General features: G+C 66.9%; 4 protein-coding genes. 2 read left to right on the top strand and 2 right to left on the bottom strand.

Features of this window, described 5'->3' with window-relative positions; all coding sequences use genetic code 11:
* The coding region (locus tag BST12_RS26735; protein WP_139801968.1) for a PE family protein at positions 1 to 2,348 on the bottom strand (2,348 nt) is incomplete at its 3' end.
* Between the two features lie 170 nt (positions 2,349 to 2,518).
* Between BST12_RS26735 and BST12_RS31245 the strand changes: the two genes are divergently transcribed.
* Positions 2,519 to 2,833, top strand: a complete 315-nt coding sequence (locus BST12_RS31245) for a hypothetical protein (RefSeq protein ID WP_139801967.1) — start codon at positions 2,519 to 2,521, stop codon at positions 2,831 to 2,833.
* A gap of 42 nt (positions 2,834 to 2,875) precedes the next feature.
* The gene (locus BST12_RS26725; protein ID WP_083116226.1) at positions 2,876 to 4,045 is read left to right on the top strand and encodes an FAD-binding domain; all 1,170 of its coding nucleotides are present in this window, start codon (positions 2,876 to 2,878) and stop codon (positions 4,043 to 4,045) included.
* A 274-nt stretch (positions 4,046 to 4,319) separates the two neighbouring features.
* Here BST12_RS26725 and BST12_RS35015 read toward each other — a convergent pair whose 3' ends face one another.
* Complete coding sequence (locus BST12_RS35015; protein WP_211281370.1) at positions 4,320 to 15,731, bottom strand: non-ribosomal peptide synthetase/type I polyketide synthase; 11,412 nt, start codon at positions 15,729 to 15,731, stop codon at positions 4,320 to 4,322.
* Positions 15,732 to 15,928 lie beyond the last annotated feature (197 nt).

Below are 15,928 nucleotides of genomic sequence, written 5' to 3'. Positions count from 1 at the left end.
CCGAAAGCTGATCCTTGCCCGCCGCCGCCCCCGGCACCACCAGTGCCGCCGGTTTGGCCGCCGCCGCCGTGGCCGCCGGTGCCGCCGTCGCCGCCGTGACTCGTAGCGTCCAGACCGGCGGTTATGCCGCCGTAGCCGCCTTGGCCGCCGGTGCCGCCGGTTCCGTTTGCGCCGCCGTCGCCGCCCGCGCCCCCGTTGCCGCCCTTGCCGCCGTTACCGGCGGTGAAGTCGATCGTCGTGCCGCTGGCTCCGCCGTTGCCGCCTTGGCCGCCCGCGAAGCCGTTGCCGCTGGGCGTACTTGCGTTGTCGCCTGCCCCGCCGGTGCCACCGGTGCCGCCGTCGCCGCCGTGGCCGCCGATACCGAAGCTCGCCGGGAGGCTGGCCCCGGCGCCGGTACCGGCCTGACCGGCTTGCCCCCCGGCGCCGGCTAGTCCACCGTCGCCGCCGGTGCCGCCGGCCTTGCCGGCACCGATGCCGGAGGCCCCGGTGCCGCCTGTCCCGCCGTTGCCGCCGTTGCCGCCGTTGCCGCCGGCGCCGTTGCTGCCGCCGCTACTGCTGTTGCCGCCGTTGCCGCCGGTGCCACCGGCTCCGCCCGCGGTGCCATTGCCGGCGTCGCTACTCGCCGTGCCATCCGCGCCGGTCCCGCCCGCACCGCCGTTGCCGCCGGTGCCGCCTTGACCGCCATTGCCGACGAGACCACTGAGCGCGCCGGTCCCGGTGCCGCCGGTCCCCGTCAGGCCGCCCGCACCAGCGTCGCCACCGGTGCCGCCCGTGCCGCCGTTGCCGCCGGCCAAGCTGGAGGTGCCGGTGCCGCCGTTGCCGCCGGTGCCACCAATGCCGCCGTCACCGCCGTGGCCGCCGCTGCCGTTGGTTCCGCCGGCACCACTGTTCCCCCCCGCGCCACCGGCGCCGCCCGTGCCGCCGGTGCCGCCTTGATTGCCGATCGTCGCCGCCGCACCGGTACTGCCGGTACCCCCGACGCCGCCAGTGCCGCCGTTACCGCCGGTGCCCCCGTTGCCCGCGTTGCCGTTGCTGCCACCGGTGCCGCCGGTGCCGGCCTGGCCACCGGCGCCGGCGTTGCCGCCGTGTCCGCCGTCGCCGCCGTTGCCACCGTGGCCGCCGTTGGCGCCTCCGCTTGCGCCGGTGGCGCCGTTGCCGCCGGCGGCGCCGTTGCCGCCGTGGCCCCCACTGCCGTTGCTGCCGCCGGCGCCGCTGTTGCCGCCGGCTCCACCGGCGCCGCCGGCTCCGCCCGCGAAGCCGATGCTTCCGTCGCTGGCCGTGGAGTTCGCGCTGGCGGCGCCGTTGCCGCCGTTGCCGCCGTTGCCGCCATTGCCCGCGGCGCCCGTAACCCCGCCGGTGCCGCCTGCGGCGCCGCCGGCACCCGCGGTGCCGCCTGCCCCGCCTGCGCCGCCGTCACCGCCTGCTGCTCCGGCCGCGGACGCGCCGTTGCCGCCGTCAGCGCCCAGTCCGCCGTTACCGCCCAGCCCGCCGTTGCCGGCGTGGCCGTTGATCAATCCGTTCGCGCCGCCCGCGCCGCCGTGTCCGCCGGCGCCGCCCGCGCCGCCGGCGATGCCGGTCAGACTGCTGCCAGCGTGCGCGGATGCGCCGGCGCCGCCGGCGCCGCCGTCACCACCTTGACCGCCCGCGCCGCCCTGGCCCATCCACATGCCGCCCTTGCCGCCGGCGCCGCCGTCGCCGCCGGCGCCACCGGCCAGGCCGGGCGCGCCGGCCAGTCCAACGCCGCCCTGGGCGCCGGCACCACCGATGCCCGAGAACAGTCCGCCGTTGCCGCCGGCTCCACCGGCGCCGCCGGCTCCACCGTTTATGCCTGCCACACCCGCCCCGCCGGCCCCGCCGCGGCCGCCGTTGCCGAACAGCCCGGCCGAGCCGCCGGCTCCACCGTTCTGGCCGGGCAACCCTGCCCCGCCGTTGCCGCCATTGCCCATCAGCAGGCCGCCGGCGCCGCCGTTTTGGCCGGGCGCACCGTTGGCGCCGTCGCCGATCAGCGGGCGACCCAGCAGCAGCTGGGTCGGCGCGTTGAGTGCATTGAGCACCAGCTGGTCGACGCTGGTGGACTCGGCGGAGGCGTAGGAATTCGCACTGGTTGACAGGGTGCGCATGAACTGGTCATGAAACGCCGTCGCCTGGGCGCTGACCGACTGGAATTGCTGACCGTGCGCGCTGAAAAGCGCTGCGATGCCTGTTGATACCTCGTCACCGGCAGCAGACAACAGTTGGGTGGTAGTGGCCGATGCGCTGCGCGCAGCCGAATGGACTGCCGAGCCGATCCCGGCCAAGTCGGTTGCAGCCGCTGACACTATTTCCGGGGATACCGATACAAACGACATTGGCGTTTCCTTTCTCAAACACCGACCGGAAAGTTGCCGGGCCGGTTGAGCGGCCTGCACTCCTGAGGCAAACGTTGCTCAGCGACACATGTGGGAACCTTGCTGATTTGTTGAACAGGCAGGTCAGCAATGTTTTGCGTAGTTGCGACGGTGACCAAGGCCGGTAACCGGTGGCAGAAACCGCCACGCTGGCCGTCCATTCCACGCAAACGGGTCAAATGGCCCGGCGGTTACGTAGCCGCGATGATCGGCTATCACGGCGGGGCTTCGGCGGCGGCTGCGCAGTGGCGTCAACGGCGAGCACGTTGGTACCCAACTTCGGCACCACCGCGCAAGCCGCGGCCGCGCAGGCCGCGGCGGCGGTCAACTACGGCAACGTCGGCAACGGCAACGTCGGCCTGTTCAACACCGGCAACTACAACGTCGGCATCGGCCTCAACGGCGACCACCTGACCGGCATCGGTCCGCTGCACATTGGCCAGTAGCCGCCGGTAACGCGAAGGCATGCTGAAGGGCACAATTGCAGTGTGCAAGTAGCTATCAGCGGTGCCGGTGTGGCGGGAACGGCGCTCGCGTACTGGCTGCATAGAGCGGGCCACACGCCGACGGTCATCGAGCAGGCCCCGCAATTCCGTACCGGCGGCTACGTGATCGACTTCTGGGGTGTGGGCTATCAGGTGGCCAAACGCATGGGCTTGGCCGACCAGATCCGCAACGCGGGTTACCAGATTGAACGGCTGCGCGCCGTCGGGGCCGACGGCGAGGTCAAGGCCGATGTAGTCGTCGACGTCTTGCGCCCCACCTTCGGCGACGATTTCACCAGCCTGCCCCGAGGCGACTTGGCCGCCGCCATTTACTCGACCATCGAAGGCAAGGTCGAAACGATCTTCGGTGACAGCATCACCGCCGTCGAGGAGCGCGCCGACGGTGTCCGGCTGTCGTTCGAGAAGAACGCCCCGCGCGAGTTCGACCTGGTTATCGGCGCCGACGGCTTGCACTCCAACGTGCGCCGTCTGGTCTTCGGCCCGGAGGAGGACTTCGAGCGTTACCTCGGCTGCAAGGTCGCGGCCTGCGTGGTCGACGGATATAAACCGCGCGACGAGTTGGTCTACGTCACCTACAACACGCCCGGCCGGCAACTGGGCCGCTTCGCGTTGCGCGGTGGCCGCACCATGTTCTTGTTCATCTTCCGCGCGCCGCACGACAACGCGGGCGTCACACCAAAAGACCAGTTGCGCAACGAGTTCGGGGACTGCGGCTGGGAGGCCCGGGACATTCTGGCCGCACTCGACGACGTCGACGACCTGTATTTCGACGTCGTCAGCCAAATCCAGATGGACCGCTGGTCGCGTGGCCGGGTGCTGCTGATCGGCGACGCGGCCGGGTGCATCTCGCTACTGGGCGGCGAGGGTACCGGCCTAGCGATCACCGAGGCTTACGTGCTCGCCGGCGAACTCGTGCGCGCCGGCGCCGACTACCGCCGCGGCTTCGATGCGTACGAGACTCGCCTGCGTCCCTTCGTCGAGGCCAAGCAAGCCGGTGCGGTGCGGTTCATCTCCTTCTTCGCTACCCGGACCCGATTCGGTCTGTGGTTACGCAATGTGGCGATGCGTGCGATGAATTTCAGGCCGCTGGCCAGCCTGCTCAGCGGGGGTATCCGCGATGACTTCGACCTGCCGGATTACGAATTGCCTTGAGTCCCAGTGCCGGCCGGCGTGTGCGTTGCCGACGGCCCATCGGTGATCGGGTAGGGTGCCTTCCCGCCGGCCGGTTACCGAATCGGGGAAGCAGTGAACACACGTCGACTAGAAGGGTGTGGGATCGATGACCGTTGCCACCTGTCCCGCCTGCGGGTACCCCACACTCGGACCCGCCCTGTGCTACTACTGCCGCCCGATGACCGTTGAAACACCAGGCGCGGCCACCGTGCCGATTCCTGCTCTCGCCGGGCGCCCATCTCAAGCCACTTGACTAGCGAAGATGCGACGCGAGTTGCTGGCCGAACAATGTCAGCGGTTTGGGGTTGAGCATTTCGAAATGTGTGGAAGCCACGGGATATTCGGTGATATTGCCGGCAACGTATGGTCGCCACATCGGCTGTAGCGCCGAGCCGTCGGCCCGTTTCTCCGAGAAGATGATCATGTCGCCGTCGAATACGTCCGGGACATGTTTTGAAAGAAGCCGAATACTGGAGTTCATGTTATCGACCATGGTCGCCACCATCGGCTGGGGCGGGAGTGGGAATTCGGTCGTCTCGTGGCGTTGCAAGAGCAGTTCCGCCTGTTGATAGGTGAGCGTTCGGGATTCGCCGCCGACGTTGATGCCATTCATCTGCAAAAGGGTGATTAGTAAAGCGCTTTCGTTTACCAGCTCCGAGTCTTTATCGATGGCACCGCTGACGTCTGCGGCCAGAATCGCATCCAATACGAGCAGGCGCCGCACCACACACCCCCGCCGCTGCAACTCTACGGCCACCTGATGTGCGACGACGCCGCCAAAAGACCAGCCCAATAAATGGTACGGGCCGTCGTTATAAAACTTGTGAACCGTGTCGGCGTACTGTGCGGCGATCTCGCGGACTGATCCGAGCCATTCCCCGTTGGATGGCAGGGGGAAGCCGATGATGGGGCCGTCCACATATGCGGCCAGATTGCGATATTGCCAGCTGAATCCTCCGCCAGGAGGAGGGCAGAACAACGGAATCCCGTCACCCTGTTTCAATATCTCAATTGGCGCAGCGTCGATTGGACCGTCCAGCCGGCGACTGAGGCCTGCAATCGTCGGCCTCTCAAACAACGCCCGCACCGGAACATCGGCGTCTAACGACGTATTGATCGCGGCAATGGCCCGCATCGCCGACAGGGAATCGCCACCGAGATCGAAAAATGAATCCTCGACACCAACCCGCTCGAGCCCCAAAACCTTGGCATAGATACCGGCCATGGTCTCCTCCACCGGGCCGTTCGGCTCCCGATACCGGCCGCTGTCCCCGTAGTAGGGGGCCGGCAGGGCGTGGGTGTCGAGTTTGCCGTTGACCGTCAACGGCAGTTCTTCCAGCACCACAATCGCCGCGGGCACCATGTAACCCGGCAACCGAGTCGTCAACGCGACGCGTGCCTGCACCGGATCGGCTGTCCCGGTGACATAACCGACCAGGCGTCTGTCTTCGGGCCCGTCCTGGCGGGCGATCACCACCGCCTGCTCCACCCCGTCGAGCTCGGCCAGCGATGCCTGTACGTCACCGAGCTCGATGCGGTACCCGCGGATCTTGACCTGCTTATCCCCGCGCCCGATGTAGTCCAGTTGGCCGTCAGGACGCCACCGCACCAGGTCCCCGCTGCGATACATGCGCGCGCCAACCCCGCCGAACGGGCATGCCACGAACCTTGACGCCGTCAAGGCTGCCCGGCCCCAATACCCCACCGCCAGACCAGAACCCGCCACATACAACTCACCGGCCACGCCGGCCGGCACCGGACGCAACGATGCATCCAGCACGAAAAATGCCAGATGCGCCAACGGCACCCCGATGGGGCTGGCACCGCTGGTGGTGTCGCTCTCCACGATCTGCCGAAACGATGCGTGCACCGTCGTCTCGGTGATGCCGTACATGTTGTCCAGGCACGGCGATCCCGGATGGTTGTGCAGCCACGCCCCGAGACGGTCTGGTTGCAGCGCCTCGCCGCCGAACACCACGGCACGAAGCGCCAGCTGCTGTCCCGCCTCGGTAGCCCGAGCATCGGCTGCCGCCAGCGCGTAAAACGCCGACGGCGTCTGGCTTAGGACGCTGACTTCTTCGGCAACCAGTAAGGCATGCAGGTCGTCCGGTGAGCGGGCCACGTCTTCGGATATCACCACCAGCCGGCCGCCACTGAGTAGCGCACCCCAGATCTCCCACACCGAATAGTCGAATGCGTACGAATGGCACTGTGTCCAGGCGTACCCCGGCGCCAAATCCATTTCGGCATCCAGGGCCGCCAGTAACGCGGTGACGTTGTGGTGGCTGATGGCTACCCCTTTGGGCACACCGGTAGTGCCCGACGTGTAGATCAGGTAGGCGATGTCGTCGGCGCTTGGTGCCGGGGGAGCCGTGCTGGGTTGCCTGTCCAAAGCGGGGTCGGCGATGTCGATGACGGCCAGGTCGTACCCGTCCAGCCGGGAGCGCAGTCCAGCGGTGGTGATCGCCACGATCGGCGCGGCATCGGCCAGCATGAACTCGATGCGCGCCGCCGGGTGGGCCGGGTCGATGGGCAGGTAGGCCGCCCCGGTGTTCAGCACCGCCAGGATCGCCACGATCGCCTCGGCCGATCGGGAAAACAGCAGTGCGACAAACTGTTTCGGGCCCGCGCCATGGGCGGCCAATAGGTGCGCCAACCGGTTAGCGGCCTCGTCAAGCTCGCGATATGTCCACGAGCGCGCGTCGCAGTTCAGCGCCACCGCGTCCGGGGTGCGCGCCACCTGCGCGGCGAACAGCACCGGAAGCGATGCCAAACCTGACGGGGCCTGGGACGGCGGCTGCGCCAGGACCGCCCGGTTGCCCCACTCGTCCAGCCGGGCGTGCTCAGCCTCATCGAGCACGTCCACCGACGAAAGCAGTCGTGCCGGGTCGGAGGTCATCACCGTCAGCACGTGCTCTAGCCGCTCAACGAGCCGCGCAATGCCGGCGGCGTCGAACACGTCGGTGCGGTATTCCACCGCGCCGCTGATGCCGGCGGGCTCACCGGTGTCGCTAAAGCGTTGCGCCAGCGAGAAAACCAGGTCCATGCGAGCGGTGTGGGTGTTCACCGGGATGGAATCGACTTTCAAATCCTCCAGGACCAACTCGGCCGGCGGGTCGTTTTGCCAGGCGAATATCACCTGAATCAGCGGGTGATGAGTCAACGACCTGCGCGGATTGAGCTTGTCCACCAGCACCTCGAACGGCACATCCTGATGCTCAAACGCCTCCAGGCTGCGCTCGCGCACTTGGGCCAGCAACTCGGCAAAGCTCAGCACACCGGCCACCTGGACCCGCAAAACCAACGTGTTGACGAAAAACCCGACCAACTCGTCCAAGGCCGGATCATCACGACCGGCCACCGGGAAGCCCACTGCGACATCGTTGGTCGCCGCGATCGTGGACAACAGCACGCTCAGGGCGGTCTGGATCACCATGAAACTGGTGGCATCGTGCTCGCGCGCCACCCGGGCCACCTGCTGCTGCAGCTGCGCTGACCATTGCACGCCGACGGTGGCGCCGCGGTAATCAGCCACCGGCGGATAGGGCCGATCGGTGGGCAGTTGGAGCCATTCATCCATGTCCGCCAACGTTTTGACCCAGTAGTCGACTTTGGTCTCCGAAGCACCGCCGCCAGAACTGGTTTCGTTGGTGTGCTGCCACAATGTGTAGTCGACATATTGCACCGGCAAGCTGGGCCAATCCGGAGCCTGGGCTGCACACCGGCTGGCATAGGCCACACCGAGATCGCGCACCAGCGGTCGCAAAGACCAGCCGTCCGCCGCGATGTGGTGGATGACGACCGCCAGGGCGAATTCGTCGTCGGCGACCCGAAAAAGCTGCGCGCGCAACGGGATCTCGGTTGCCAAATCAAAACTGTAGTGTGCCGCCGCGTCGATGGCTGCACTTAACCGGCTTTCCTCCCACGCGGTCGAATCCGTTACCTGCCAACCGAAGTCGATCCGCTCAGCGGGCATGACCACCTGTTGCGGCACTCCTGCGACAGCCACAAAAACCGTGCGCAGGCTCTCATGGCGAGCAACCACATCAGCCAATGCCAGGCGCAACGCATCGACATCCAGCCGACCGCGCAACCGCAATGCCCAAGCCAGGTTGTAGACGGGCGAGGGTCCCTCTAACTGATCGATAAACCACAACCGGCTTTGCGCGAACGACAGCGGAATCACCGGCGGTCGCTCGCTTGCCACCAATGGCGCACGCGCCGACCCGGCGCCGCCGGCACCGATGCGGGTCGCTAACCGGGCAACAGTCGGCGCGTCGAACAGGGCGCGCACCACAAGATGGGCGCCGAGGGCGGAGTTGACCGCGGCGATCATCCGCATCGCCAGCAGCGAATCCCCGCCCAAGTCGAAAAACGACTCGTCCACGCCGACACGGTCCAAACCCAGCACCCGCGCATAGATGCCGGCAATGGTCTCCTCGATGGGCGTCGCCGGCGCCCGGTAACGCTCCGCGTCGCCGTACTCCGGTGCCGGCAGGGCACGTTTGTCGAGTTTGCCGTTGACGGTCAACGGCAACGACGGCAAAACCACCACCGCCGCCGGGATCATGTACGGCGGCAGCCGGTCCGCCAAAGCTTCGCGCGCCCAACGCGTATCCACCGTCCCGGTGACGTAGCCGACCAGCCGCTTATTGCCGGGGCTGTCCTCGCGGGCAATCACGGCCGCGGTATCCACTCCCGGAAGCTGCGCCAGGGCGGAGGCGACCTCGCCGAGCTCGATGCGATATCCGCGAATCTTGACCTGCTCGTCGGCGCGCCCGACATAATCCAGCTGCCCATCGGTGCGCCACCGCACCAGATCTCCGGTGCGGTACATCCGCGTTCCCGCGCCGCCGAACGGGCATGCGACAAACCGCGAAGCCGTCAGCCCCGGCCGGCGCACATATCCGCAACCCACCCCGCGGCCCGCCACGTACAACTCGCCGACCACGCCCGCCGGCACCATTCGCAACCACCCATCGAGCACGAAAAACGCTGCCCCAGATACCGGCGATCCAATCGGCGGCACCCCTGAGCCGGGCAGCAACGGCGCGCTTGTCGACACGGTGATGGTGGTCTCGGTCGGGCCGTAGCCGTTGACCATCAATCGTCCTGGTGCCCACTTGTCGACCACCTCGGCCGGACAAGCCTCGGCGCCGACGATCAGCGCCAGCGAATCCAGCCCGTGCGGCGACAACACCGCCGCCGCCGACGGGGTTTGGATCAACACCTCGACTTGTTCAGCGACCAGCGCGGTGTGCAGGTCCGTCGCCGAGCGTGTCACCGACTCGGGCACCACCACCAGCCGCCCGCCGTGCACCAGCGCACTGAAGATCTCCCACACCGAGGTGTCGAAGCCGTACGAAAACCATTGCATCCACACCTTTCCCGGCGCCGACGCCGGGCCCGCATTCGATGCCTGAAGGAGCTGGGTCACGTTCTGGTGGGTGATTGCCACACCCTTCGGGGTGCCGGTGGTGCCCGACGTGTAGATCAGGTAGGCGATGTTGTCGGGGGCGGGCGCCGGCAACGCCGTGCCGGGGCCGGCGTCAATGCGCGGATCGTCGACATCGATCACCGCGAAGTCGTGCCCGGCCAGCCGCTCCCGCAGGGCTGCGGTGGTGACGGCGGCCACCGGACGGGAGTCCTTCAGCATGAACTCCACCCGCGCCTGGGGGTGCATAGGATCGATGGGCAGATACGTTGCCCCGGTTTTCAGCACCGCCAGAATCGCCACGATCGCCTCGGGGGAGCGCGTGAACAGCAGCGCGACGCTGGTGCCGGGTACCGCGCCGTGCTGAATAAGCAAGTGCGCCAACCGGTTAGCGGCCTCGTCGAGGTCCTGGTAGCTCAGCGAACGCTCGCCGGACACCAGCGCAACGGCGGCCGGGCTGCGCTGCGCCTGCGCGGCGAACATCTCCGGAATCGACGGCGGGCTCGCTGGCTTCGTTAACACCACGCGATTGCCCCAGTTGTCCAGGCGAGCGTGCTCACTCTCGTCGAGCACATCGATCGACGACAATGCCCGCGCCGGATCGGCCGCCATCGCCACCAATACCCGTGCCACCCGGTTGGCCAGGTCGGTGACGTCAAGGCCAGTTGGGGCGGCCAGCACACCCGAGTTGACGGTGGTTTCCACCCGAAGCGTCAACCGCCCGCCGGTCACCTCGACGACGACGGTGACCGGAAAATGCGTCGGGCTCTGCGCTTCCGACAAATGGAAAGTCGCCGCGCCGGCGCGCACGTCGTTGACGAACAGGCCATCAGACGGGAAGTTCTCGAATACCAGTAGGGTGTCGAACATTTCGCCGACCCCGGCCAGCTGGCGCAGCCACGCATGGCTGAAGTACGCGTGCTCGCGCAGCCGCGCGGCGTCTTGCTGCACGGCCGAAAACTGCTCGGCCACAGATGATTTGGGGTCGAGCCGAACCCGCAGCGGCACGGTGTTGATAAGCAGGCCGACCATGGATTCGACGCCGGCCAGCTCGGTGGGCCGCCCCGATACCGCGACCCCGAAGACCACGTCGTCGCGGCCGGTCAGCGCGGACAACACCAGCGCCCAGGCGACCTGCATCAGCGTGTTCACGGTGACCCCGCAGCTACGCGCGCAGTCGACCAGGCCGGTGGTCGCGGCCGTGTCCAGCACCAGCTTTGCGCGCTTGGGCAATTCGCCGGAGGCTGGTGTCGACCCCGCAGCTGATAACAGCGTCGGCGCCGACAAACCGGCGAGGTGCTCGCGCCAAACCTGTTCACTCGGCGCCAGGTCACGCCGGGACAGCCAGCCGATGTAGTCGCGATAGGGCCGCGGTGCGGGACCAAGGGCATCGATATTGCCCTCAGCGCCATACAGGGTGAACAGCTCGTCGACGAACAGTGCCAGTGACCAGCCGTCGAGCACGATGGCGTGCACGGCGATGTGGAATCGCCAACGGGCATCGGGCAATTCGAGTAGCAGGAACCGGATGGCCGGACCATGTGCGAGGTCGAATCCGCGCCCTTGTTCTTCGGCTTCCACAGCGGACTCGACAGCGGCCCAAGCCTCCGGGTCGACGTTGAGCTGCCGCCATGGCAGGTCCCCTTCAGAGGGCACCACCTGCACCGGATGCGGCAGGCCGTCGGCGACGAAACTGACCAGCACATTCCGGTGGCGATCTAGCGTCGCCGCCACACAGTCGCGCAACAACGCAGCGTCCAAAGATCCCGACACATCGATGGCCAGCCTCATCACGTACGGGTCATCCGACGGTGTGTCGTTGAGCAGCGTGAACACCAACAGTCCCTGTTGCAGTGGACTGAGCATCATCACGTCGGCTGGTCCGATTGGGCCGTAGGTGCCGGCCAAAGCCGCCAGCTCGGCGGCCGACAAGCCGGACATGCTCATCGGCGGGAAGCGGACGTCGTCGCCGTCCTGCCCGAAAGTGCCGATGCCTGAACCGGTTTCAGCTTCGTCCAGGGCGGTGGCCAGCGCCATGACGGTGCGGTGTTCGAACACCATCTGTGGGGTCAGGGGCAGCCCCGCCGCCCGGACCCGGTTGGCCAATTGCAGGGAAGTGATGCTGTCACCGCCGAGGGCGAGGAACTGATCGGTGCGCCCGACGTGCTGGACGCCCAATACCTGCTCGATGATCGTGGCCAGGGTTCGTTCGGTATCGGTACACGCCGGTTCGATTGACCCGCTGCCCTGGACGGTCGATGTCTGCGGCAGCCGAGCACTGCGGGCGCGTTGCGACAAGTTGCCGTTCACCGCAGGGTCAAGCCAAAGCCGTTCTCGCTGGAATGCGTAGGTCGGCAGATCCACCCGCCGCGCGGTCGAACCCGCAAATGCGCCAGCCCAACGGATTGGCGTACCGCTGACGTACACGCTGGCCAATCCCGTTGCAAAGGATAGGGTTTCGTCGGCTTGAAACTGCAGCAGCAATGCCGGGCCGATTTCCAGGACATTGTTGACATCACCCGGCGGCTGGACGTTATGCGTAGCGGGCACAGTGTTTTTCAGTTGGTCGACCCAGTATTCTGGCGCACTCAGCACAGCGCTCTCGACATGCTTTCCGGTGCGCCCCGAGATGACCCCGATTGTCGGGGGTTGATATGTAAGGCGTTGGCAAACCGCGACGTCGCCTTCGGCCGCGACTAGAGCACACGCGTCTTCCAATGACCATAAACCGGCCACGTAAGCGGCGGTGATCTCACCGACGGAATGGCCCATCACGTAGTCCGGTCGAAAACCCCACGACTCGGCGAGCCGAAATAGGGCAACCTCGATAGCAAACAAAGTCGCCCGTTGCGGCATCCCCAGCTGCGTGTGGAAGAAAGTGCACACCTCGTCGAATGCGTTGGCGTATAACGGAAAACTTGCATGTAGCCGTTTTCCGATGTTCACCAATTGCCCGCCGTCGCCTGGGAATACCGCCGCAGTTTTCGTGGAGACCCCGGCTGCCCCGCGCACTACAGCCGATGACGCCGCGCCCGTCGCCAATGACCGCAAGCCGTCGAGCAATGCGTCTCGATCCCGCCCGACGACAACCGCGCGATGCTCAAACTGCGCTCGCGAACTGGCCAACGAGAACCCGACGTCGACTGGACGCAAGTCACAATTCTGCTCGAGCAGCGTCACCAGCCGAGCGGCCTGCATCGGCAGTGCCTCTTCGGATTTCGCGGCAACCACCCAGGGGATAACCGGGACGAGCTCGTCGTCCGTGCCATTCGCGGTAGGCACTTGCGGGGCTTCTTCGATGATCAAGTGCGCGTTGGTGCCGCTGATGCTGAACGCGGACACGCCAGCTCGACGCGCCTCGTCCCGCCGCGGCCACGGTTGGGGCGCGGTCGCTAAGCAAACGCTTTTCGACGACCAATCGACAAATGGCGCGGGTTCCTCCGCGTGCAATGTCGGCGGGATGACCTCATGGTGCATCGCCTCGATCGTCTTGATAACTCCGCCAACGCCGGCCGCGGCCGAAGTATGGCCGACATTCGACTTCAGCGAACCGAGCCACAACGGCCGGCCTGGCGGCCGGTTGCGCCCGTATGTCGCCATCAGCGCGCCCGCCTCGATCAGATCGCCCAACATCGTGCCGGTGCCATGCGCCTCCACCATGTCCACCGAGGCCGCATCCACGTCAGCGTTCAGCAGTGCCTGCCGGATCACCCGCTGCTGAGCCAATCCGTTCGGCGTCGTCAGGCCGTTGGACGCGCCGTCGTGGTTAACCGCCGAGCCCCGCACTAGCGCCAATACCTGGTGACCGTTCGCCCGTGCCTCGGAAAGCCGCTCCAACAGCAGCATCCCCACACCCTCAGCCCATCCGATGCCGTCGGCATCCGCCGAGAATGACTTGCAGCGTCCGTCCGGAGCCAGCGTCTGCTGGCCCGAACGCTCGACAAAAACGTCAGCAGTTGTCATCACCGTCACCCCGCCGGCCATTGCCAACGAACACTCACCCAGCCGCAAGGCCTTCACGGCTTCGTGAATCGCTACCGATGACGATGAACACGCGGTGTCGAGCACAAGGGTTGGCCCCTCGAGGCCCAGGAAATAGGAAATCCGTCCGGCAGCCACACTGGGCGCGTGGCCGGTTACCACGAAGGGCAAGCCGTCATCTGGGATTCCGGTATCTGTGCTCACGCGGGTGTTGGGCATCATGCCAAGAAAGACCCCGGTATCGCTTCCACGCAGCGTCGACGGGTCAATCCCCGCTCGTTCCAACACCTCCCAAACACACTCCAGCGCCAATCGCTGCTGCGGGTCCATAGTCAAGGCTTCGGGCCGGCTGATTCCGAAGAATGCCGCATCAAAGTCGGCGGCGCCGGACACAAAGCCACCAAAACGGACATGGGCATTACTGTCGGTGCCCCAGCCGCGATCGGTTGGCCAGCCCGACACCAGATCACGGCCCTCGGCGACCGCACTCCATAGGTCCTCTGGCGAATTCAGCCCACCGGGGTAGCGACAGGCCATGCCCACCACCGCGATCGGTTCTCGCAGACTTAGGAAGTCGTTGAAATCCTTGAGCGTATTCTGATCGGCTTGTCCTGTCGCGCCGGTATCGGCCAAGGCAAAAAGCTGGTCCAGTACTCCCGCGTCATGGAGCTTGCTGATCGGGATCGACCCAAGGGTGCGCTGCAGAGTTTCCTGGTCGGCTACGCCGAGCTTTGCATCGCCGGATTCGCCGGATTCGCCGGATTCGCCGGATTCGCCGGATTCGCCGGATTCGCCGGATCCGGTCTGGCCGCCGCCGAGTTGTTGGTGGAGGTCGTTGGCCACCGCGGCGGGGGTCGGATGGTCGAAGATCAGGCCAGGAGGCAGCGTCAGGCCGGTGTGTTGGGTCAAGGCGTTGCGAAGTTCGAGTGCGGTGAGCGAGTCGATGCCGAGGTCTTTGAAGGGCCGGTGCGGATCGAGGGCGGCGGGGTCGGGGTGGGCCAGCACGGTGGCGGTGGTGGCCACGACCAGCGCGGTCAGCGTCTGTCGTTGCTGGTCGGGCGTTTGGGTAGCGAGTTGGCTGGCCAGGGTGTGCGGACTTGCGGTGGCGGCCTGCGGGCGCGTGATGGTCAGTGCGGAAAGGATCGGGGGCAAGGTGCCGGTGCGGCCCGAACGGTCCAGTGCGCGCAGATTGAGCGGGGCCAGGACCAGGGCGGGTTGCTGGTGGGCCAGCGCGGCGTCGAATAGGGCGATGCCGTGTTCGGTGGTGATCGGGGTCAGGCTGGCGCGGCCGATGCGGGCTTGGTCGAGCTGACTGAGGTGGGCGGTCATCCCGGAGGTGCTTTGCCAGTAGCCCCACGCCAGGCTGGTGGCCGGTAGTTGGTGATGGTGGCGGTGGTGGGCCAGGGCGTCCAGGACGGCGTTGGCGGCGGCGTAGTTGGCTTGCCCGGCGTTGCCCAAAGTGGCTGCGGCCGAGGAGAACAGGACAAACGCGGCCAGGTCCTGGCCGGCGGTCAGCTGGTGCAGATGCCAGGCGGTGTCGGCTTTGGCGGCCAGCACGGTGTCGAGTTGGGTTTCGGTGAGTTCGGTGACGACGGCGTCATCCAGCACTCCGGCGGTGTGGATGACCGCGGTCAACCGGTGTTGGGCGAGCAGTGCCGCCAACTCCGCGCGATTGCTGGTGTCGCAGGCGCTGATCGTGACGTGCGCGCCAAGTGCGGTCAACCGCTGCGCCAGTTCGTCGGCGCCGGGTGCGTCCGGGCCCCGGCGCGATACCAGTAGCAGATGACGTATCCCGTGCGTGCTGACCAGGTGCTCGGCGAAAACTCCAGCCAGCATTCCGCTACCACCGGTGATCAGCACCGTGCCCTCGAGATCCCAGGCGGGGCCGGATGTTGTCGTCGCGGTGTTGGCTCGGATGAGGCGGGGGGTGTGGATGTTGCCGTGGCGGAGTGCGAGTTGGGGTTCGGTGGGGGGGTTTGGTTGGGCGGCAAGGACATTGATCAGCAGGCCCTGATCAGCGGCAGGGTCGGTGGTGGGGTCGGTGTCGATCAGGGTGATGCGGCCGGGGTGTTCGTTTTGGGTGGTGTGGATTAGTGCCCAGGCCGCGGCGTGGGCCGGGTCGGGGGCTTGGTCGTGGGCGCTGGTGGCTACGGCGTGGCGGGTGAGGATGGCCAGGTGTGTTTGCAGGGTGTCTTCGCGGGTGAGCCAGTGTTGTAGTTGGGTCAGTACGTGGCGGGTCAGGGTGTGCACGTGTGGCAGTGGGTCGTGCTCGGGGGTTTCGGGGTGGGGTAGGGCCCAGATGGCGAGGTGGGTGTTGTCGAGGTCGGGGTGGGTGAGGTCGGTGATGGTGGTCCAGGTGGGTGAGGCCTGGGCCGCGGGGTAGGTGTCGGCGGGCAGAGGTGGCCAGTCCAGGGTGTACAGGCTGTCGCGTGGGGTGGGGGTGGTGG

This window comes from Mycobacterium angelicum, from assembly GCF_002086155.1.
In the GTDB taxonomy this organism is placed as follows: Bacteria; Actinomycetota; Actinomycetes; order Mycobacteriales; family Mycobacteriaceae; genus Mycobacterium; species Mycobacterium angelicum.
Note: the sequence above shows the minus strand (reverse complement) of the source record. Positions and strands in the feature narration are given on the sequence as shown.